Source organism: Streptomyces sp. NPDC030296 (genome assembly GCF_055572815.1).
This window is the reverse complement of sequence record NZ_JBVICQ010000003.1, coordinates 543,523-562,276: the sequence shown is the minus strand read 5'-3', so window position 1 is coordinate 562,276 and position 18,754 is coordinate 543,523. Positions and strand designations below refer to the sequence as shown.

At 72.0% G+C, this 18,754-nt stretch carries 17 protein-coding genes and 1 pseudogene; 5 read left to right on the top strand and 13 right to left on the bottom strand.

Going from position 1 to position 18,754, the window contains the following annotated elements:
• Positions 1–28: 28 nt before the first annotated feature.
• Positions 29–787, bottom strand: a complete 759-nt coding sequence (locus ACZ4Z3_RS10540) for an LOG family protein (RefSeq protein ID WP_055520441.1) — start codon at positions 785–787, stop codon at positions 29–31.
• A 167-nt stretch (positions 788–954) separates the two neighbouring features.
• On the bottom strand, positions 955–2,034 hold the full coding sequence (gene dapE / locus ACZ4Z3_RS10535; protein WP_468500600.1) for a succinyl-diaminopimelate desuccinylase: 1,080 nt from the start codon (positions 2,032–2,034) through the stop codon (positions 955–957).
• A 119-nt stretch (positions 2,035–2,153) separates the two neighbouring features.
• Here dapE and ACZ4Z3_RS10530 point away from each other — a divergent pair, with 119 nt between their 5' ends.
• Complete coding sequence (locus ACZ4Z3_RS10530) at positions 2,154–3,164, top strand: VldE C-terminal domain-containing protein (protein ID WP_468500599.1); 1,011 nt, start codon at positions 2,154–2,156, stop codon at positions 3,162–3,164.
• 392 nt (positions 3,165–3,556) lie between these two features.
• Entirely contained in the window at positions 3,557–4,000 is a 444-nt protein-coding gene (locus ACZ4Z3_RS10525) for an ATP-binding protein (RefSeq protein WP_468500598.1), read from the top strand.
• 65 nt (positions 4,001–4,065) lie between these two features.
• On the opposite strand, the gene ACZ4Z3_RS10520 is transcribed toward ACZ4Z3_RS10525, so the two are convergent.
• Both ACZ4Z3_RS10520 and fdxA read right to left on the bottom strand, forming a co-directional pair.
• A complete protein-coding gene (locus ACZ4Z3_RS10520) occupies positions 4,066–5,166 on the bottom strand; it encodes a bifunctional succinyldiaminopimelate transaminase/glutamate-prephenate aminotransferase (protein ID WP_359696346.1) in 1,101 nt (366 codons plus the stop codon).
• 182 nt (positions 5,167–5,348) lie between these two features.
• Positions 5,349–5,666, bottom strand: coding sequence for a ferredoxin (fdxA, locus tag ACZ4Z3_RS10515; protein WP_004926152.1), 318 nt, complete (start codon positions 5,664–5,666; stop codon positions 5,349–5,351).
• Between the two features lie 140 nt (positions 5,667–5,806).
• Between fdxA and ACZ4Z3_RS10510 the strand changes: the two genes are divergently transcribed.
• Positions 5,807–6,889: a GNAT family N-acetyltransferase gene (locus ACZ4Z3_RS10510; RefSeq protein WP_468500597.1), complete on the top strand. Its 1,083-nt coding sequence runs from the start codon at positions 5,807–5,809 to the stop codon at positions 6,887–6,889.
• A 17-nt stretch (positions 6,890–6,906) separates the two neighbouring features.
• Positions 6,907–7,758: a transglutaminase-like and tetratricopeptide repeat-containing protein gene (locus ACZ4Z3_RS10505; RefSeq protein ID WP_468500596.1), complete on the top strand. Its 852-nt coding sequence runs from the start codon at positions 6,907–6,909 to the stop codon at positions 7,756–7,758.
• 212 nt (positions 7,759–7,970) lie between these two features.
• Here the strand turns inward: ACZ4Z3_RS10505 and ACZ4Z3_RS10500 are convergent.
• The 5 genes and pseudogenes from ACZ4Z3_RS10500 to ACZ4Z3_RS10480 form a co-directional block, all read right to left on the bottom strand.
• Positions 7,971–8,200 (bottom strand): annotated as a pseudogene (locus tag ACZ4Z3_RS10500) (response regulator); the annotation flags it as partial.
• Positions 8,201–8,254: 54 nt separating this feature from the next.
• Positions 8,255–10,354: a hypothetical protein gene (locus ACZ4Z3_RS10495; protein ID WP_468500595.1), complete on the bottom strand. Its 2,100-nt coding sequence runs from the start codon at positions 10,352–10,354 to the stop codon at positions 8,255–8,257.
• 160 nt (positions 10,355–10,514) lie between these two features.
• Entirely contained in the window at positions 10,515–10,946 is a 432-nt protein-coding gene (locus tag ACZ4Z3_RS10490) for a DUF6113 family protein (protein ID WP_468500594.1), read from the bottom strand.
• 64 nt (positions 10,947–11,010) lie between these two features.
• Positions 11,011–11,943, bottom strand: a complete 933-nt coding sequence (gene mshB / locus ACZ4Z3_RS10485) for an N-acetyl-1-D-myo-inositol-2-amino-2-deoxy-alpha-D-glucopyranoside deacetylase (protein WP_468500593.1) — start codon at positions 11,941–11,943, stop codon at positions 11,011–11,013.
• Between the two features lie 95 nt (positions 11,944–12,038).
• Positions 12,039–12,233 carry a hypothetical protein gene (locus ACZ4Z3_RS10480; RefSeq protein ID WP_055713941.1) on the bottom strand — a complete coding sequence of 65 codons (195 nt, stop codon included), beginning with the start codon at positions 12,231–12,233 and terminating at the stop codon, positions 12,039–12,041.
• A gap of 225 nt (positions 12,234–12,458) precedes the next feature.
• Here ACZ4Z3_RS10480 and ACZ4Z3_RS10475 point away from each other — a divergent pair, with 225 nt between their 5' ends.
• Entirely contained in the window at positions 12,459–14,576 is a 2,118-nt protein-coding gene (locus ACZ4Z3_RS10475; protein ID WP_468500592.1) for a S9 family peptidase, read from the top strand.
• 165 nt (positions 14,577–14,741) lie between these two features.
• Here the strand turns inward: ACZ4Z3_RS10475 and ACZ4Z3_RS10470 are convergent, their stop codons facing one another.
• The 4 genes from ACZ4Z3_RS10470 to ACZ4Z3_RS10455 are packed head-to-tail and all read right to left on the bottom strand — an operon-like array spanning position 14,742 to position 18,742.
• Positions 14,742–15,827, bottom strand: coding sequence for an ABC transporter ATP-binding protein (locus tag ACZ4Z3_RS10470; RefSeq protein WP_468500591.1), 1,086 nt, complete (start codon positions 15,825–15,827; stop codon positions 14,742–14,744).
• Entirely contained in the window at positions 15,796–16,803 is a 1,008-nt protein-coding gene (locus ACZ4Z3_RS10465; RefSeq protein WP_468500590.1) for an ABC transporter ATP-binding protein, read from the bottom strand. The genes ACZ4Z3_RS10470 and ACZ4Z3_RS10465 overlap by 32 nt, the downstream gene beginning before the upstream one ends.
• Before the next feature lie 9 nt (positions 16,804–16,812).
• Complete coding sequence (locus ACZ4Z3_RS10460) at positions 16,813–17,826, bottom strand: ABC transporter permease (protein ID WP_468500589.1); 1,014 nt, start codon at positions 17,824–17,826, stop codon at positions 16,813–16,815.
• Positions 17,819–18,742, bottom strand: a complete 924-nt coding sequence (locus tag ACZ4Z3_RS10455) for an ABC transporter permease (protein WP_468500588.1) — start codon at positions 18,740–18,742, stop codon at positions 17,819–17,821. The genes ACZ4Z3_RS10460 and ACZ4Z3_RS10455 overlap by 8 nt, the downstream gene beginning before the upstream one ends.
• Positions 18,743–18,754 lie beyond the last annotated feature (12 nt).

Genomic DNA, 18,754 nt, shown 5'->3' with positions numbered 1-18,754 from the left:
CCTCTCGATCACGGGTGGGCGGGCGCGGTCAGCGGCCCGCCTCCTTCGAGACCAGGGCCACCGCCTCGTCCACGTCGTCGGTGACGTGGAACAGGGTCAGGTCCTTCTCCGCTGCCTTGCCCTGGGCCACGAGCGTGTGGGTGAGCCAGTCGACCAGGCCGCTCCAGTAGGACTCGCCGAAGAGGACGATCGGGAAGCGGGTCACCTTCTGGGTCTGGACGAGGGTGAGCGCCTCGAAGAGTTCGTCGAGGGTGCCGAGACCGCCGGGCAGGACGACGAAGCCCTGGGCGTACTTGACGAACATCATCTTCCGGACGAAGAAGTAGCGGAAGTTGAGGCCGATGTCGACGTAGGGGTTGAGGCCCTGCTCGAAGGGCAGCTCGATGCCGAGTCCGACGGAGGTGCCGCCGGCTTCGAGGGCGCCCTTGTTGGCCGCCTCCATGGCCCCGGGGCCACCGCCTGTGATGACGGCGAAGCCCGCCTCCACGAGGCCGCGGCCGAGCCGGACGCCCGCCTCGTACTCGGGTGAGTCGACCGGCGTCCGGGCGGAGCCGAAGACGCTGATGGCGGCCGGGAGTTCGGCGAGCGTGCCGAATCCCTCGATGAACTCGGACTGGATGCGCAGGACCCGCCAGGGGTCGGTGTGGACCCAGTCCGAGGGGCCGCCCGCGTCCAGCAGCCGTTGGTCGGTCGTGCTCGCCTGCACCTGGGTGCGTCTGCGCAGCACCGGCCCCAGCCGCTGCTCCTCCGGTGGCTGGTTCTTGCCCTCGGGGTTGCCGGTCGCCATGTCCGCTCCCTCCGCCGTGCTGGTGGTTCGGTTCAGCGTAGATCGACACGGGTTACGGAGGGGGGACGCGAGCGTGTCCGCCGCGATCCGTCACCGACGCGTTCCGATGCCCGCCGATATGCGCTGATTCATCTCCAGCGGATCCCCGGCCGAATCCATTCCCCGCCTCAGGCCGTGAGCCAGGCCCGCAGGCGCTCCTCCCCCGCCAGGATCTTCGCGGTCTCCACGCGCTCGTCCCGCTTGTGCGCCAAGTGCGGGTTCCCGGGGCCGTAGTTGACCGCGGGGACGCCGAGGGAGCTGAAACGGGAGACGTCCGTCCAGCCGTACTTGGGCGAGGGGGTGCCGCCGACCGCCTCGATGAAGGCGGCGGCCGCCGGGTGGGAGAGGCCGGGCAGCGCGCCCGGGCTGTGGTCGTCGACCACGAGCTCCTCGACACCGCAGTCGGCGAAGACCTCGCGGACGTGGGCGATGGCCTCCTCCTCCGTACGGTCGGGGGCGTAGCGGAAATTGACCGTGACCACGCACTCGTCGGGGATGACGTTGCCGGCCACGCCGCCGGAGATGCCGACCGCGTTGAGGCCCTCGCGGTACTCCAGGCCGTCGATCAGCGGGTAGCGCGGCTGGTACGCGGCGAGGCGGGCGAGGATCGGGGCGGCCGCGTGGATGGCGTTGGAGCCCATCCAGCCGCGGGCGGAGTGGGCGCGTTCGCCCTTCGTCCTCAGCAGGACCCGCAGGGTGCCCTGGCAGCCGCCCTCGACCTGGCCGTCGGAGGGCTCCAGGAGGACCGCGAAGTCGCCCTCCAGCCACTCGGGGTGGGCCTCGGAGATGTGCTTCAGGCCGTTCAGCTCGGCGGCGACCTCCTCGTTGTCGTAGAAGACGAAGGTCAGGTCGCGGTTCGGGGACGGCACCGTGGCCGCGATGCGCAGCTGGACCGCGACGCCGGACTTCATGTCGCAGGTGCCGCAGCCCCACAGGACCCCGTCCTCGTCGAGACGGGAGGGGACGTTGTCGGCGATGGGCACGGTGTCGATGTGGCCGGCCAGGATCACCCGCTCCGCCCGCCCCAGGTGGGTGCGGGCGACGACGTTGTTGCCAAAGCGCTCGACCGTGAGGTGCGGCAGGGCGCGCAGCGCGGTCTCGATCGCGTCCGCGAGGGGCTTCTCGGTGCCGCTCTCGGAGGGGAAGTCGACGAGCTGCGCGGTCAGCCGCGCGGCGTCCAGCGTGAGGTCAATCGGGGTGTCGGCCATGGCCACGACCCTAACGCGCCGCGCTCGCGGATCCGGCCGCCGACCGGTTCCCGCCGCCCGCCGGGAGGTTGTCCACAACCGGGGGCACGTTCCCATTACCCTCCAGTACCTTGTACGGCGTGCCAGAGTCGTACACCGTTTCTCCTCATCCCCGTCCCCGTCGGCGTGGTGGCTGCTTCCTGCGTTTCTCCGCGGCCTTCGTCGTGCTGCTCGCGCTGGGGGCGTATCTGACCATGCAGTATCTGACCGGGGGCAACGGCACACCGAAGTGCACGGTGGTGTCGGCCGACGACGAGAAGACGTCGTACGAGTTCACCCCCGAGCAGGCGGCGAACGCGGCGACGATCTCGGCCGTGGGCACCTCCCGCGACCTGCCCGAGCGGGCCGTGACGATCGCGCTGGCGACCGCGCTCCAGGAGTCAGGTCTGCGGAACATCGCGCACGGCGACCGGGACTCGCTGGGACTGTTCCAGCAGCGTCCGTCGCAGGGCTGGGGCACCGAGCGGCAGATCCAGGACCCCGTGTACGCGTCGGGCGAGTTCTACGAGCACCTGGTGAAGGTCTCGGGCTACGAGAAGCTGCCGCTGACCGTGGCCGCCCAGAAGGTGCAGCGCAGCGGTTACCCGGACGCCTACGCCAAGCACGAGCCGGACGCCACGCTGCTGGCCGCCGCGCTGACCGGCCGGGCGGCGGCCACGCTGACCTGCGAGGGGCGCCTGGAGGCGAAGGCGACGGCGTACGGCGGCGGCCCCGAGGCGGTGCGCAGCGCGCTCGCGCGGGACTTCGGCGACAAGATCGAGACGGCCGGGGCGGTGGTGAAGTCCTCGCGCTCCGTCGCCTCCGCGACCGCCTCGACGGCGTCCAGCGCCCCGTCGGCGACCGGGGCGAGCCCGAGCCCGGCCGTGTCCGCGCTGACGATCCCGGTGTCGGACGCCGGGAGCGCCGACGACGTGCGGCGGCGCGGCTGGGAGCTGGCGCACTGGGCCGTGGCGAACTCCTCCCGGCTGGGCGTCGAGCGCGTCACGTACGCCGGGCGGGAGTGGGTGGCCGAGGGCCGGGCCGGCGCCTGGCGCAAGGCCGCGGCGGCGGGCGGTTCGACGGCCGAGGTCCGCATCGTCACGGGACGGTAGGGGCCGCGCCACGACGGGGCACCCGCGGGCGGCGGTCCGAATCGTCCCTGGACAACCGGGGTCGGGGCTCACCCTTCGGTGGTACGCGCGGCGCGTCGGGTGGACGGGGTGCGCAGGTTTTCGCCTGCTCATCCTCGCCTCGGCGGATTCCTTGGGAGGGCGGGGCCGTAAGGATTCAGCAGACAGTCGGACCGCGCGTCATTCATCTGCTTTGTCCGCATTCGATAATGCGACGCATTGCCAACTCTTTACGTTGGGCCGCCGCAACCTTCACGGACTTCGAGCGGTAGTCACTGCGTCCGAGCCCGGAACGATCACGCCGACAGCCATTCGGCGGTCAACTCCCGGGCACGGTCGGACACTTCACCGTTCCCTTCCGTCAAAGGAGCACCATGTCCCTCCCCCTGACCCGCCGGATCGCCAATGCCGCGCTGCTGACCGCAGCGGGAGCGGCCTCCGTGGTCGGTGCGGCCGGCTCCGCGAGCGCGGCGCCCGAACTCCCGGCCACCCCGGACCTGGGCGGTCTGTCCGCCGTGGACGGGGCGAACGCCGGCAACACCGTGGACGGCGCGACGCAGAGCGTCACCGGCGTCGCGAGCAACGTGGGCGGCAAGACGGCCAAGGAGACCCTGCCGACCGTGAGCAAGACCGGTGGGAAGACCGTCAAGAAGACGACGCCCGTCGCGCAGAAGGCCGCCGGGGACGCCGCGGGCACCGCCGGGGCGGCTCTGGGCGACACGGCCAAGGGCGCGACGAAGGGCGGCCTGCCCACGGACTCCGTCGCCAAGGGCGGCCTGCCCACGGGCAAGCTGCCGGTCAAGAGCCCGCTCGGCTGACACCTGCTCCAGCGGAAAAGGGGCCCGGGGTTTCCCCGGGCCCCTTTTCCGTCGTCCGGCCGGGACTACGCCCCGGTCAGCCGGGCCACCGCCGCCGCGACCCGCTCGTCCGTGGCGGTGAAGGCGACGCGGACGTGGTGCTCGCCCGCGGAGCCGTAGAAGTCACCGGGGGCCACGAGGATGCCCAGGTCGGCGAGGTGGGCGACCGTGGTCCAGCAGGACTCGTCGCGGGTGGCCCAGAGGTAGAGGCTGGCCTCGCTGTGCTCGATGCGGAAGCCGTGGCGCTCCAGGGCGTCACGGAGGGCGGCACGGCGGGCGGCGTAGCGGTCGCGCTGCTCGCGGACGTGGGCGTCGTCACCGAGGGCGGCGACCACGGCGGCCTGGGTGGGGGCCGACGTCATCATGCCGCCGTGCTTGCGGATCTGCAGGAGCGGGTTCAGGACGGCCGGGTCGCCCAGCAGGAAGGCCGCGCGGTAGCCCGCGAGGTTGGAGCGCTTGGAGAGGGAGTGGACGGCCACGATGCCGTCGTACGAGCCGCCGTTGACGTCGGGGTGCAGGACCGAGACGGGGTCCGCCTCCCAGCCCAGCTCCAGATAGCACTCGTCGGAGAAGAGCAGGATGCCGTGCTCGCGGGCCCATGCCACGATCCGGGTCAGCTCCTCCTGGGAGAGGACCTTGCCGGTGGGGTTGGACGGCGAGTTCAGCCAGAGGAGCTTCAGTCCCTCGGGGTCGAGCCGCGTCGGGTCGTCGTAGACCTCGTACCCGGCGCGGGCGAGGCGGGCGCCCACCTCGTACGTCGGGTAGGCGAGGCGCGGGTACGCGACCCGGTCGCCGGGGCCGAGGCCCAGCTGGGTGGGGAGCCAGGCGACCAGTTCCTTGGAGCCGACGATCGGCAGGACGTGGCGGTGGGTGATCCCCCGGGCGCCGAGGCGGCGCTCGGCCCAGCCGGTGATCGCGTCCCGCAGCTCGGGGGTACCCCACACGGTCGGGTAGCCCGGCGAGTCCGCGGCGGCCACCAGGGCCTTCTGGACCAGCTCGGGGACCGGGTCGACGGGGGTGCCCACGGAGAGGTCGACGATGCCCCCGGGGTGGGCGGCGGCCGTCGCCTTGTACGGCTCCAGCTTGTCCCAGGGGAAGGTGGGGAGACGGTCGCTGACTGCGGACACGGGATCTGGCTCACTTTCTCGTACGGACGCTCCGTACGGGCCCGTGGGACGGGACGCGGGCGTACGTACTGCTCGTACGGCAACGCCTCGGTCCCGTACGGCGATCATGTGATCGGACCGTACGGGACCGAGGCGGCGCCTGCCGCGGGCCGCCGGCCGGGCGGGACCGCGGCGTCGCTTCCTCAGGCCTGCGGCGGCAGGGCGGCGATGAAGGGGTGGTCGCGCTCGATCAGGCCGAGCTTGCTCGCACCGCCGGGAGAGCCGAGCTCGTCGAAGAACTCGACGTTCGCCTTGTAGTAGTCCTTCCACTCCTCCGGAGTGTCGTCCTCGTAGAAGATCGCCTCGACCGGGCACACCGGCTCGCAGGCACCGCAGTCGACGCATTCATCCGGGTGGATGTAGAGGGACCGCTGACCCTCGTAGATGCAGTCGACCGGGCACTCCTCGATGCACGCCTTGTCCTTGACGTCGACACAAGGCTGCGCGATGACGTAGGTCACGCTGTCGTTCCTCCTCGATAGGGCGCTGGCGGGCCTCCTCAGGCTCCGCCGCCTGGCGCGCGGGAGCGCGGCGTCGTCGATGCCCGCCCCTAGTATCTCCGTTCCTGGGCATGATCCGAACAGGAGGGGTGAACTGACCTGTGGAAATCTCTGCCGGTGGACGTCTCGAGATCCGCGTTTCCGCCGCTGACGTGGGAAAACGCGTCTCCGTGCGGCGGGTCGCCGACGACGCCGTCGCGGGTCGGAAATTCACCGACACGGTTGGTGTTCTCACATCATGGGACGACGGCGTGCTGCTGATCACCCGCAGGGACGGGCAGCGCGTCCGGATCGAGGAGTCGTCGCTGGTGGCGGGGAAGGTGGTGCCCGCCGCGCCCGCCCGCCGACGGGGACCGGCGGCCTCGTACGAGGAACTGGCGCGGGTCTGCGCGCGGGCCTGGCAGCCCGTCGAGCGGGAGTCGCTCGGCGGCTGGGAGCTGCGGGCCGCCTCCGGCTTCACCCGCCGGGCCAACTCGGTGCTGCCCCTCGGCGACCCCGGCATACCCCTGGACGAGGCGCTGACGGCCGTACGCGGCTGGTACGCGGCCCGGGGGCTGCCCGCGTACCTGCAACTGGCCACCGGCGCCGAGGGCACCCAGGAGCTGCTCTGCGCGGAGGTGGAGGACCGCGGGTGGATCCGTGAGGTCACGGCCGAGCTGTGGATCGGGGCGCTCGCGCCCGTCGCGGACCGGGAGGCGCCCGCGGTGCGGCTGTCCCGGACGGCGGACGAGGCGTGGCTCAGCCGCTACCGGCGCAAGGGAGCCGGCGAGGTCGCGCTGCAGGTGCTCGGCAGCGGGCCCTCGGTGTGGTTCGCGACGGTGCCGGCGGCCGAGGGGGCCGCGCCCGCGGCGATCGGACGGTGCGTCGTGGACGGGCGGTGGGCCGGTTTCGCGGCCGTGGAGGTCGATCCGGCGCGCCGCCGGGAGGGCCTCGCGACGACCGTGATGGCCGCGCTGGCGCAGCGGGCGCTGGACGAGGGGGCCTCGGCGGGCTGGCTCCAGGTCGAGACGGACAACGCGGGCGCGCGGACGCTGTACGGGGGCATGGGCTTCGCCGCGCACCACGCGTATCACCACTATCGGGCGCCCGGGGACGAGGCGATCGAGGGCGGGGCGTCCGAGGAGGCCGAGGACAGGGCGTCCGGGGAGTCCGGGGGCCGTTTCGAGTCGTCCGGGCCGTCATGAGCGGGCCGTACCCCGACATGCGTGCGCCTCTGCCGCCGGAGCCGGAGCGGGCCGCCGAGGTGCGGCGGCGGTTCGCCGCGGAGGCGCGGGCCGAGCGGCCCGACCTCGCCGCGCTGTGCCTGCTCGTGGGCGCCGCGGGCGACGGGACGCTGGACGACGCCGGCCTCGACGCCGCGCAGATCGAACTGGACCGGCTCGCGGGGCTGCTGCCCTACCGGCCCGGCGGGCCTCGGGCGTGGGCGCTCGCGCTGGCGGGGCTGCTCGGCGAGCGGTGCGGGTTCCACGGCTCGGCCGCGGACTACCAGCGGCTGGAGTCGTCGCTGCTGCACCGCGTGCTGGAGCGGCGGCGGGGGCTGCCGATCCTGTTGTCGGTGGTGTGGATGGAGGTGGCCCGGCGAGCGGGGGCCCCGGTGTACGGGGTCGCGCTGCCCGGGCACTTCGTCGTGGGGTTCGGGCCCGCGGAGGAGCAGGTGCTGGCCGATCCGTTCGACGGGGGGCGGCTGCTCAGCGGGAGCGACGCGGAGACCCTGGTCGCGGGGGCGACCGGGGGTCCCCTGGAGCCGGGGATGCTGCGGCCGGCCGATCCGCTGGACGTCGTGCTGCGGGTCCTGAACAACGTGCGGGCGTGGGCCGCGGCCCGGCCCGAGCGGTCGGACGTGGCGTTGTGGGCGATCGAGTTGTCGCTGGCCCTGCCCTCGCATCCGGCGCGGCTGCGGTACGAGTGGGCGCAGTTGCTGGTATTGCGGGGGGACTTCCTGCGCGGGGCCGCGGAGTTGGAGGCGTACGCGGAGGTGCTGGCGGGGGTGGACGACAGCGCGGCGGAACGGGTGCGGCGACAGGCGGGCGCGGCTCGGGCGCGGTTGAACTGAGGGGCGGCTTCGGTGGGGGCCGGGTGCGGCTTCGGTGGGGGCCCGGTGCGTGTTCTCGCCGTGGGGGCCGGGTGCGTGTTCTCGCCGTGGGGGCTGGTGTTCGTTGACGGCTGCGGGTGCGTCGTGGTCGGTCGCGCAGTTCCCCGCGCCCCTGGGGTGGCTGCCCTGGCCGGCGGCTTCCAGGTCCCGTCGAGTCGCCTCGACCCATCCACCGCCACCTCGCGTTCGCGGTCGGTCAGGGGCTTGGCTCCCTCGGCGAGGGCCGTTGCCGCGTGGGTGGGGTCGATGACCCGTTCGCCGGTCAGGACGCGGTGTACGGCGTCGGCCAGCCGCGCGGCGGGAGCGTCCTTGACGAGGAACGCGTCGGCGCCGGCCTCATGGCGCCGCGGAGGTTGCCGGGGCGGCCGAACGTGGTGAGGACGACGAGGTTCACGGCGGGCAGCACGGGCAGGGGGCACCCGGTATGCCACCGGATGCCCCCTGCTCGCGTGCTCGGTCAGGTCGGGTTCGTGTCGATCACGGCGACCCGGTCGGTCTTGCTCTTGAGGGCCAGCCGGAGGGCGCCGTAGACGTCCTTGGCGTTGACGGGGGTCTTCTCGCCGTTGGCCCGGGTGATCAGGACACCGTTGAAGGTGCCGCCGTAGAGCTCCACCAGGGCCTTCTCGTTGTAGGAGTCGACGAGCTTGCCGTCCACGGCCTTGACGGTGAGGAACTTCCAGAGGGAGTTCTCAGGGCTGAGCTTCACGGAGTGCGCGGCGTCCGTCTGCACGGTGACGATGCCGGACATCGCCGGCTGCGCGAACTCCTTCATGAACCGGTCGACCTCGGCCTTGTCGACCGACGGCTCCTTGGTGGTGGTCGGCAGGCTCACGGCGGGGGTCGTACCGGTCTCGACCTGGGTGCGGTAGGCCTTCTCGACGGCGTCGGAGGACTGGTCGACGGCGATGCCCTTGCCGGCCTTGCCGTAGACGGGGACGGCCTTGCCGGGCTCGTACTTCACGGTGCCGTCGCTCGACGAGCCGGAGCTGCCCGCGGCGCGCTCCAGCGCGGCCCGGAGCTTCTCGGAGTCGACCGGCATGACGGGCTCGACGACCCGCTTCTGCCCGAAGAGGGAGCCGATCACGGAGACCGGGTTGTAGTCGCTGACCGCGGCGACGCGGACCGTGTCCTGCATGTCGAACTGCAGTCCGGCCTGGTCCGGGCGGAGTGTGACCGTCTCGCCGTCGACCGTGAGCTTCAGCTCCTTGTTCGTATGGTCGGCGAAGGCCTTGTCCAGCTTGTTGACGGCCTCGTCACGGGTACCGCCGCCGATGTCGACGCCGAGGACGGTGGTGCCCTTCGGGACGTCGGAGTGGTTCATGAGGAGACCGGCGCCGTAGACACCGCCGGCGAGGACGACCACGCCGCCGCCGAGGAGCGCCAGCTTGCTGCGGCCCTTCTTCTTGGCGGGCTTCGCCGCCTTCGGGGCCTTGCCGCCGGCGGGCTTCTGCTGCTGCGTACCGGGGTCGGGCAGCTTCGGCGGGGTGTGCCGGGTCGCGCCGTCGACGCCGCCCGGCCCGAACGGGGCGCCCTGGCTGCCCGGGGGCACGACGGGGATGCCGCTGGTCAGGGTGTGCCCGGACGGATTGTCCAGGGGGCCGGGGCCGCCGTAGCCGGGGGCGCCGGACCCGTCGGCGGGACGCTGCGGGGTGAGGACCGCGGTGTCGTCGCTGAGTCCGCCGCCGGGCTGGGCGTAGTCCGCGCCGACCGGGGAGGTGAAGTCGGCGGCCGGGCCGAACGGGTCGTTCGGGGCCGGGGGCGGGCCGAGGGGGCTGTCTCCGGTGACGGGGCCGCCGGTGGGGCCGGAGGGGCCGCCCGCGGTGCCGTTGCCCGAGAAGTACGGCAGGTCCTCGCGGTCGGACGTGGCGGCGGCGAGCGCGGCCGACACGTCGAAGGAGCCGGTGCCGCCGCCGTGGCCGGGAGCCACCGGTCCGGCGCCGGTGGCACCGGGGAGCCCGGCGCCGTTCGTCCCGCCGGGCCGGGGGGCGCCGCTCGCGCCGGGGCGGGGGCCGCCGGGCTGGGCGGAGGGGGCGCCGGGCGGCCTGCCTGCGCCGTTGCCGCCGGGGCGGGGGGCCGGTGCGCCGGCCGCGGCCGCCGCACCGGCGGAGAATCCGGCGCCGTTGCTGTGGCCGCCGCTCGGGCCCTTGCCCGCGGGGGCGCTCTTGCGTGGCGCGAACCAGTCGCTCGCCGGCTTGTCGTCGGCCGCCGGGGACGGCTCCGGCGCGGGCGCCGGGACGTTCGTCAGCACGGGCATGGCCGTGGTGCCGGTGGTCTCCGACTCGGAGCCGGCGTCGTCCGCCGGGGCCTCGCCGTCACCGACCGGCTTGCGCACGACGACCGGCGGGATCGGCCGGGACCCGGGGATGTTGATCCGGACCCGGGTCGTCAGCGTGGTCTCGGTCTTGGGGCCGTCCGGCCGCTCGCCTGCGGCCGACCGGGCCGCTTCGGCACCGGCCTCGGTGGCCATGGGTGTGCCGTACGGCGGTGTCCCCGACGGGTACGCGGTGCTGCCGCGCCCATTGGCCCCGGAGGACGAAGTGTCAGTTTCACGACTCAAGGCAGGTTCTCCCGGTTTGCTCCGCCGCCCGTCACGACCTCAACTCAGCGGGCAGCTCGGCGGCGCGCACCACCATACTGGCCACTTCCGGCGCGTATCCCACGACCGCGTGGGAAACCCACACCGGACCCGCACCCCCGGACTGCGGCGAAGTGGTACGTCACTTCCCAAGTCGGGCGTCGGACCCGGCCGGTTGCCGCCCCCACCCAAGGGTGGCGCACATCACAGCCACAGCCATGCCACCGAGCAGGAAGAGATACGAGCCGACTCCCGCGGCGAAGAGGAAGTCGCCCTCCGGGCGGGTGGAGGTCAGCAGCACCACGGAGACCATCCAGCCGGCGGCCGGCGCAACGGCCCCCGCCCTGCCGCCCGTCGCCCGGGCGCCGCCCAGGAAGAGCCCGGCCGCGGCGACCAGCGCCAGCAGCAATCCGAGCGGGAACCAGGCCGCTTGGGCGAGCCCGCCGGCCACTCCGAGCACGGCTCCCAGCAGGAGAAGGCCCAGGTAGGCGGCGATCCGCGGGAGCGAGGGCAGGGTCAACGGCTGGGCGAGCATGCTGCCTTGTCCGCCCGTGGGCGGCTGGGTCGGCTTCATCGCGCGACCGCCTCTCGGCCGTCGCGCGGACGTGCCACTCGTTCGTCATACACAGTCGTACGCATCACAGGCCCGTTCCGTTCTGGACTTCCTCGAAAGACCTGCCGGGAATCCCCTCGAACAAGTCGCTCTCCCGGCTGCCGCCTTCGCGTCTGCCGCGCACCAACTCGTAGTACTCGGTGGTGAGGAGGGGCTGGGCCAGCTCGTTGGAGAGGACGAAGTAGGGTTCGGCGACCTCGATCTGGGTGGCGTGGGCACGCATCGCGGCGGCCTTCGCTGCCGCGAAGCCGGTGCCGTCGATCTCGGTGGTCACGATGTGGTCGTCCACCACGCCCGGCACGTCGGTGACGTCGGCGGCCCGCTCGAAGGGCAGCCGGCCGGGTTCGGCGAGGTCGCGGCGGAGCCGGGCGAAGCCCTCGACGATCACCCCGCGCGGCACCCGGTTCCAGTAGACCTTGTCGATCTCCCAGGGGGCGCCCAGGCCGGGGCGGAAGCCGGGGTCGGCGGCGAGGTCGACGGCGCGCATGGCGACGCGGTGGGCCTGGATGTGGTCGGGGTGGCCGTAGCCGCCGTCCGGGTCGTAGGTGACCAGGACCTGGGGGCGCACCTCGCGGACGACCGCCACGAGGTGGGCGGCGGCCTCGTCGACGTCGGCGGACCAGAAGGCGCCCGGCCGCTCGTTCTGCTCGACGCCCATCATCCCGGAGTCTCGGTAGCGGCCGGGGCCGCCGAGGAAGCGGTGGTCGGTGACACCGAGCTCCTTCATGGCCTCGGCCAGCTCACCCACCCGGTAGGGGCCCAGGGAGTCGTCGCGGTCGGGCGCGAGATGCGCGAGGTGGGGCGGGATGACCTCGCCCTCCTCACCGAGGGTGCAGGTCACCAGCGTCACCCGCGCTCCCTCGGCCGCGTACTTGGCCATGGTCGCGCCGTTGTTGATCGACTCGTCGTCCGGGTGCGCGTGCACCAGGAGCAGTCGGCGGGCGGGCAGATCGGTCATGGACCCACCCTACGAGGCGCCCGATCCGTGCCCGCGCCGGGCGCGGGCACGCACGGGAACGGGCGCGAGGGCGGGCCCGAAGGCGGCCGGAGGTCTCAGAACTTGATGCTGCCGATCATGCCCGCGATGTTGGTGGTCAGCTCGCTGATCGTCGGCGCGATGGTCGACGAGGAGAGGTAGAACCCGAGCAGGATGCAGATGATCGCGTGTGGTGCCTTCAGCCCTGACTTCTTGATCAGGATGAAGACGATGATCGCCAGCAGCACCACCGCCGAAATCGAGAGTGCCACGGCGGCTCACCTCCAAAAAGTTCCCTGGGACCTGGGGAGTGAAGCAGTTGTCGAACGGCGACGGTGAGATCGTCGTCGGACGATGACTCGGGTGACGCAGTTGTGAATCCGTACAGCGGCCAGCAGGTTCATACCCACCCAGCGGTAGTGATCATAACTATCCAAACGCGCGCATCGATCGGCGCACGGCCGCACAAGGGGGCGCATGGCCAATATGGTCGGCACATGACGACCGAGCCCGAGTCCTTCCCCCGTCGGCACGCCCGGACACAGCGTTTCAGCCTCGGCGCGCCGCGCGCGTTCTCCGTCGCTCCCGATGGTTCCCGTGTCGTGTTCCTGCGTTCCTCGTCCGGTACCGACCGGGCCAACAAGCTGTGGGTACTGGACCTCCCGGAGGGCGCCGAGCGAGTGGCGGCCGACCCGGGGGCGCTGCTACGCGGTTCGTCCGAGGAGTTGTCCCCCGAGGAGCGGGCGCGACGTGAGCGCAGCCGCGAGGGCGGCGCCGGCATCGTCGGCTACGCCACCGACGCGGCCGTGGAGTTGGCCTCTTTCGCCTTGTCAGGGCAGCTTTTCGTGGCGGAGTTGCGGGCCGGTACGGCACGTGGACTCGACGTCCCCGGACCGGTGATCGACCCGCGCCCCTCCCCCGACGGCCGGTACGTCGCGTACGTCACCCGCGGCACGCTGCGGGTGGTGGAGGCGGAGGGTGGCGGCGACCGGGCGCTCACCCAGGAGGGGACGGAGAACGTCACCCACGGCCTGGCGGAGTTCATCGCGGCCGAGGAGATGGGCCGTTCACGTGGTTTCTGGTGGTCGCCGGAGTCGGACCGGCTGCTCGTGGCGCGCGTGGACGACACGCCGGTGCGCCGCTGGTGGATCTCGGACCCCGCGCAGCCGGAAAGGGACCCGCGGCGGGTGGCGTATCCGGCGGCCGGCACCGCCAACGCGGAGGTGCGGCTCTTCGTGACCGACCTGGCGGGGACGCGCACGGAGGTCGTGTGGGACCGGGCCCGCTATCCATATCTGGCGCATGTGCACTGGTCAGGGGCGGGGGCGCCGCTGCTCCTGGTGCAGGCGCGGGACCAGCGCAGCCAGTTGTTCCTGGCGGTGGACCCGGACACCGGGGCGACCCGGATGGTGCACGCCGACGAAGATCCACATTGGCTTGATCTTTTCCCCGGGGTGCCTTCGTGGAGTCCGTCGGGGCAGCTCGTGCGTGTCGCGGACGAGGGCGGCGCGCGGGTGCTGGCGGTGGGTGAACGCCCGCTGACGGGGCCGCAGTTGCACGTCCGGGCGGTGCTGGACGTCTCCGACGACGATGTGCTGGTCTCGGCGTCGGCGGGCGAGAGGGCCGCCGAGCCGGAGATCGGCCAGGTGCACGTCTACCGCGTGAACGAGCTGGGGGTGGAGCGGGTCTCCGAGGAGCCCGGCGTGCACTCGGCGGTGCGTTCCGGAGGTGTGACGGTCCTGGTTTCCGCCGTGCCGGACCGGGCGGGGTCACAGGTGCGGGTGCTGCGGGAGGGCAAGCAAGTGGCCACCGTGGCGACTTGCGCGGAAAACCCCGGTATGTCCCCGCGCGTGCGGTTCACACAGGGGGGCGCACGCCGCGTACCGTGCGCCCTGCTTATGCCGAGGGACTACGACGGCGTCACACCCCTGCCGGTCCTCATGGACCCCTACGGCGGTCCGCACGGCCCCCGGGTGCTGGCGGCGCACAACGCGCACCTCACCTCGCAGTGGTTCGCCGACCAGGGCTTCGCGGTGGTGGTCGCCGACGGACGAGGCACGCCGGGTCGCTCCCCCGCGTGGGAGAAGGCGATCGACGGCGACCTCACGCTCTCCCTGGACGACCAGGTGGACGCGCTGCGGGACCTCGCGCGGTCACATCCCCTCGATCTGTCGCGGGTGGCGATCCGCGGCTGGTCGTTCGGCGGCTGGCTGGCCGCCCTGGCCGTGCTGCGCCGCCCGGACGTCTTCCACGCCGGGATCGCGGGCGCCCCGGTCACCGACTGGCGGCTGTACGACACCCACTACACGGAGCGGTATCTCGGCGACCCGGCCGCGAACCCGGAGGCGTACGCGGGGAGTTCGCTGGTGACGGACGGCGGACTCTCCTCGCCCGCGTCGCCGCACCGGCCGCTGATGATCGTGCACGGCACGGCCGACGACAACGTGGTCTTCGCCCACGCCCTGCGGCTGTCCTCCGCTCTCCTCGCGGCCGGCCGCCCGCACGAGGTGCTGCCGCTCTCCGGGGTCACGCACATGACCCCGCAGGAGCAGGTGGCGGAGAACCTGCTCCTGCTCCAGGTGGACTTCCTGAAGCGTTCGCTGGGTCTGGAGTAGGGAGCCGGGCGGCGGGCACGGCAACGGGCCGGGGCGACATGGCGCGCCCCGGCCCGTTTACGGCACCCGCACGGCCGTACGCTGTTCAGCTTCGCCCGTCCGTATATCGGAACGGCGACAGTCAAGTTGCCTGCGTGTTAACGCCGTTGGTGTGCTTTTGTACCGCTATACGGCTCCCTCGACATGATCGTCCAGCTGTTCCTCCGGCGGGACGACCTGCTTCTCCTCCGCGAAGTGGCAGGCGGAGTCATGGGCGGCCGGGCCGAATCCGTGCCGGAACTCCGCCGGTACCGCGAGCGGCGGCACCTCCCGCTCGCACTTCTCGCGGGCCTTCCAGCAGCGGGTGCGGAAGCGGCACCCGGACGGGATGTTCGTCGGGGAGGGCACATCGCCGAAGAGGATGATCCGTTCGCGGTGCTCCCGGGCCTCGGGATCGGGGACGGGCACGGCGGACAGCAGCGCCTGGGTGTAGGGGTGGGTGGGGTGGTCGTAGATCTCGGCGTCGCGGCCGATCTCGACGATCCGGCCGAGGTACATCACGCCCACCCGGTCGGAGATGTGCCGCACGATCGACAGGTCGTGCGCGATGAAGACGTAACTCAGCCCGAACTCCCCCTGGAGCCGCTCCAGCAGGTTGATCACCTGGGCCTGGACGGACACGTCGAGCGCGGAGACCGGTTCGTCGGCCACGATGATCTCGGGGCGGAGCGCCAGCCCGCGGGCGATGCCGATGCGCTGGCGCTGCCCGCCGGAGAACTGGTGCGGATAGCGGTTGACGTACTCGGGGTTGAGGCCGACCACGTCGAGGAGTTCCCGCACCCTGCGCCGCCGGTCTCCCTTGGGGGCGACCTCGGGGTGGATGTCGTACGGCTCGCCGACGATGTCGCCGACGGTCATCCGGGGGTTGAGGGAGGTGTACGGGTCCTGGAAGACCATCTGGATGTTGCGGCGCACCGCCTTCAGGGCCCTGCCCGAGAGCTTGGTGATGTCCTCGCCCTTGTACTTGATCGTCCCGGCGGTGGGCCGCTCCAGGTTGACCAGCATCTTGGCCACGGTCGACTTGCCGCAGCCGGACTCGCCGACGATGCCGAGGGTTTCCCCCGCGCCGAGCGTGAAGTCCACCCCGTCCACGGCCTTCACCGCGCCGACCTGCTTCTTGAACAGCACGCCCTGGGTCAATGGGAAGTGCTTGACCAGTCCACTGACCTCCAGGATCGGCTCAACCGTTGACGTGGCCGTCGACTCGGTCATCGAGGCACTCCCTCCAGAAGTGGCAGGCGCTCACCCTCGTGCCGTCGGACGGGGTCACGTCGTACAGCGGGGGTACGTCGGTGCGGCACACGTCGCGGGCCATCGGGCAGCGCGGGTGGAAGGCGCAGCCGGGCGGGATCTTCGTGAGGTTGGGCGGGAGGCCCTTGATGGCGTACAGCTCCTGGCCCTTCTGGTCCAGGCGCGGGATGGAGTCGAGCAGGCCGCGGGTGTACGGGTGGGCCGGGGCCTTGTAGATGTCGTGGACGGGGGCGGACTCCACGATGCGGCCGGCGTACATGACGGCGATGCGGTCGGCGACGTCCGCGACGACGCCGAGGTCGTGGGTGATGAGGATGAGGCCCATGTCCAGTTCGCGGCGCAGCTCCGCGAGGAGGTCCATGACCTGGGCCTGGACGGTGACGTCGAGGGCCGTCGTCGGTTCGTCGGCGATGATCAGGGAGGGCTCCAGGGCCAGCGCCATCGCGATCATGATGCGCTGGCGCATACCGCCGGAGAACTGGTGGGGGTAGTCCCGTACGCGTTCCTTCGCGGCCGGGATGCGGACCCGGTCCATCAGCTCGACGGCCTTGGCACGGGCGTCCTTCTTGGACATGCCCCGGTGCACCACGAACATCTCGCCGAGCTGGTCGCCTACGGTGAGGACGGGGTTCAGGGCCGAGAGCGCGTCCTGGAAGATCATCGCCATCTCGGCGCCGCGGACCTTCCGGCGCTCGTCCTCCTTGAGCCTCAGCAGGTCCCGGCCCTGGAAGAGGATCTCGCCGCCGGTGATCCGCCCCGGCGGCATGTCGAGGATCCCCATGATCGCCTGCGCGGTGACCGACTTCCCCGACCCGGACTCCCCCAGCACCGCGAGCGTCTGCCCGGCGTCGACCGCGTACTCGACCCCGTTGACCGCCTTGGCGATCCCGTCCCGCGTCCTGAACTCCACCCGCAGATCACGTACTTCGAGCAGCATGACGACGGCTCACCTCAGCTTCGGGTCGAGGGCGTCGCGGACCGCGTCGCCGAGCATGATGAACGCCAGGACGGTGATCGCGAGGGCGCCGGAGGGCCACAGCAGGGCGTGCGGGGCGTTGCGGATGTACGGCGAGGCGGCGGAGATGTCGATGCCCCAGGAGACGCTGGGCGGCTTCAGACCGACCCCGAGGTAGGACAGGGTGGCCTCCAGGGCGATGTACGTGCCCAGCGCGATGGTCGCGACGACGATGACCGGGGCCACGGCGTTCGGCGTGATGTGCCGCAGCAGCATGCGGGAGTTGGAGGCGCCGAGCGCGCGGGCGGCCTGGACGTAGTCGTTCTGCTTGGCGGTGATGACGGAGCCGCGGGCGATGCGGGAGATCTGCGGCCAGCCCAGCAGCACCATGAACCCGATCACCGGCCAGACGCTGTTGCTGGTGACCACCGACAGCAGCACCAGACCGCCGAGCACCACCGGGATGGCGAAGAAGACGTCGGTGACCCGGGACAGGAACGAGTCGGAGATCCCGCCGAAGAAGCCGGCGAGCCCGCCGAGCACCGACCCGAGGATCGCGACCCCGAGCGTGGCGCAGACGCCGACGGCGATGGAGATCCGCGCCCCGTACACGGTCCGCGTGTACACGTCGCAGCCCTGGCCGTCGAAACCGAAGGGGTGGCCCGGCTGCGAGCCCTCCTGGGCCTTGGACAGGTCGCACTTGAGGGGGTTGCCGGAGGCGATCAGCGACGGCCACAGGGAGATGACGACCAGGAAGAGGATCACGAGCGCCGAGATGATGAAGACGGGGTTGCGGCGCAGGTCGCGCCAGGCGTCGGACCAGAGGCTGCGGGCCTTGTCCACCGGGCCCCCGGCGTCGGCGTTGCCGAGGCCCTTCTCCAGGGTCTCCCCCTCGGTGGTGGCCAGATCCATGGTGCCGTCCAGTCCCGTCGCGGCGATCGCCCCGTTCTCGACGGCGCGTTGGCCGCCCGAGACGTGCGGCTCCCCCGGCTGCGGCTCAGGCATAGCGGATCCTCGGGTCGAGTACGGCGTAGAGGAGGTCGACGAGCAGGTTGGCGACGAGGAACACCAGGACGAGGACGGTCACGAAGCCGACGACGGTCTGGGTGTTCTGGCGGAGGATGCCCTGGTAGAGCTGGTAGCCGACGCCGTGGATGTTGAAGATCCGCTCGGTGACGATGGCCCCGCCCATCAGGGCGCCGATGTCGGTGCCGATGAAGGTGACCACCGGGATCAGGGAGTTGCGCAGCAGGTGCTTGCGGATCACCCGGTGCCGGGGCAGGCCCTTGGCGACGGCGGTGCGGACGTAGTCGCCGCGGGCGTTCTCCGCGATCGACGTACGGGTCAGCCGGGTGACATACGCGAGGGAGACGGAGGCGAGGACGAGTCCGGGGACGATCAGCTCGTCGAAAGGGGCGTCGGAGGAGACCGACGGGCTGATCCAGCCCCACTCCACGCCGAGCAGCAGTTGGAGCAGCAGACCGGTGACGAAGGTGGGGACGGAGATGACGACCAGGGTGGTCAGCAGGACGCCGGTGTCGACGGGCCGGCCGCGCCGCAGCCCGGTGACGACGCCGAGCGTGATGCCGATGACGATCTCGAAGAGGATCGCGACGATCGTCAGCCGGATGGTGACCGGGAAGGCGGTGGCCATCAGCTCGGTGACCTCCTGCCCGTTGAAGGCGGTGCCGAAGTCGCCGGTGAAGACGTTGCCCATGTAGGTCAGGTATTGCTGCCACACGGGCTTGTCGAGGCCGAACTCCCTGCGGAGCTGGGCGGCGGTCGCCGGGTCGCACTCCCGGTCGCCGCACAGACCCGCGATGGGGTCGCCCATCACGTTCACCATCAGGAAGATCAGGAGGGTGGCGCCCACGAAGACCGGGATCATCTGCAGCAGGCGCCGGATCACATACCGTCCCATGCGGGCTCCGGA

Excerpts from the sequence above, each read along its gene's own strand:
- mshB (WP_468500593.1), bottom strand. The coding sequence starts at position 11,943 with ATGACCGATCTGCCCGCCCGCCGACTGCTCCTGGTGCACGCGCACCCG.
- ACZ4Z3_RS10540 (WP_055520441.1), bottom strand. The coding sequence starts at position 787 with ATGGCGACCGGCAACCCCGAGGGCAAGAACCAGCCACCGGAGGAGCAG.
- ACZ4Z3_RS10460 (WP_468500589.1), bottom strand. The coding sequence starts at position 17,826 with ATGCCTGAGCCGCAGCCGGGGGAGCCGCACGTCTCGGGCGGCCAACGC.
- ACZ4Z3_RS10475 (WP_468500592.1), top strand. The coding sequence starts at position 12,459 with ATGACGACCGAGCCCGAGTCCTTCCCCCGTCGGCACGCCCGGACACAG.
- ACZ4Z3_RS10465 (WP_468500590.1), bottom strand. The coding sequence starts at position 16,803 with ATGCTGCTCGAAGTACGTGATCTGCGGGTGGAGTTCAGGACGCGGGAC.
- ACZ4Z3_RS10505 (WP_468500596.1), top strand. The coding sequence starts at position 6,907 with ATGCGTGCGCCTCTGCCGCCGGAGCCGGAGCGGGCCGCCGAGGTGCGG.
- ACZ4Z3_RS10525 (WP_468500598.1), top strand. The coding sequence starts at position 3,557 with ATGTCCCTCCCCCTGACCCGCCGGATCGCCAATGCCGCGCTGCTGACC.
- dapE (WP_468500600.1), bottom strand. The coding sequence starts at position 2,034 with ATGGCCGACACCCCGATTGACCTCACGCTGGACGCCGCGCGGCTGACC.
- ACZ4Z3_RS10470 (WP_468500591.1), bottom strand. The coding sequence starts at position 15,827 with ATGACCGAGTCGACGGCCACGTCAACGGTTGAGCCGATCCTGGAGGTC.
- ACZ4Z3_RS10490 (WP_468500594.1), bottom strand. The coding sequence starts at position 10,946 with ATGAAGCCGACCCAGCCGCCCACGGGCGGACAAGGCAGCATGCTCGCC.
- ACZ4Z3_RS10455 (WP_468500588.1), bottom strand. The coding sequence starts at position 18,742 with ATGGGACGGTATGTGATCCGGCGCCTGCTGCAGATGATCCCGGTCTTC.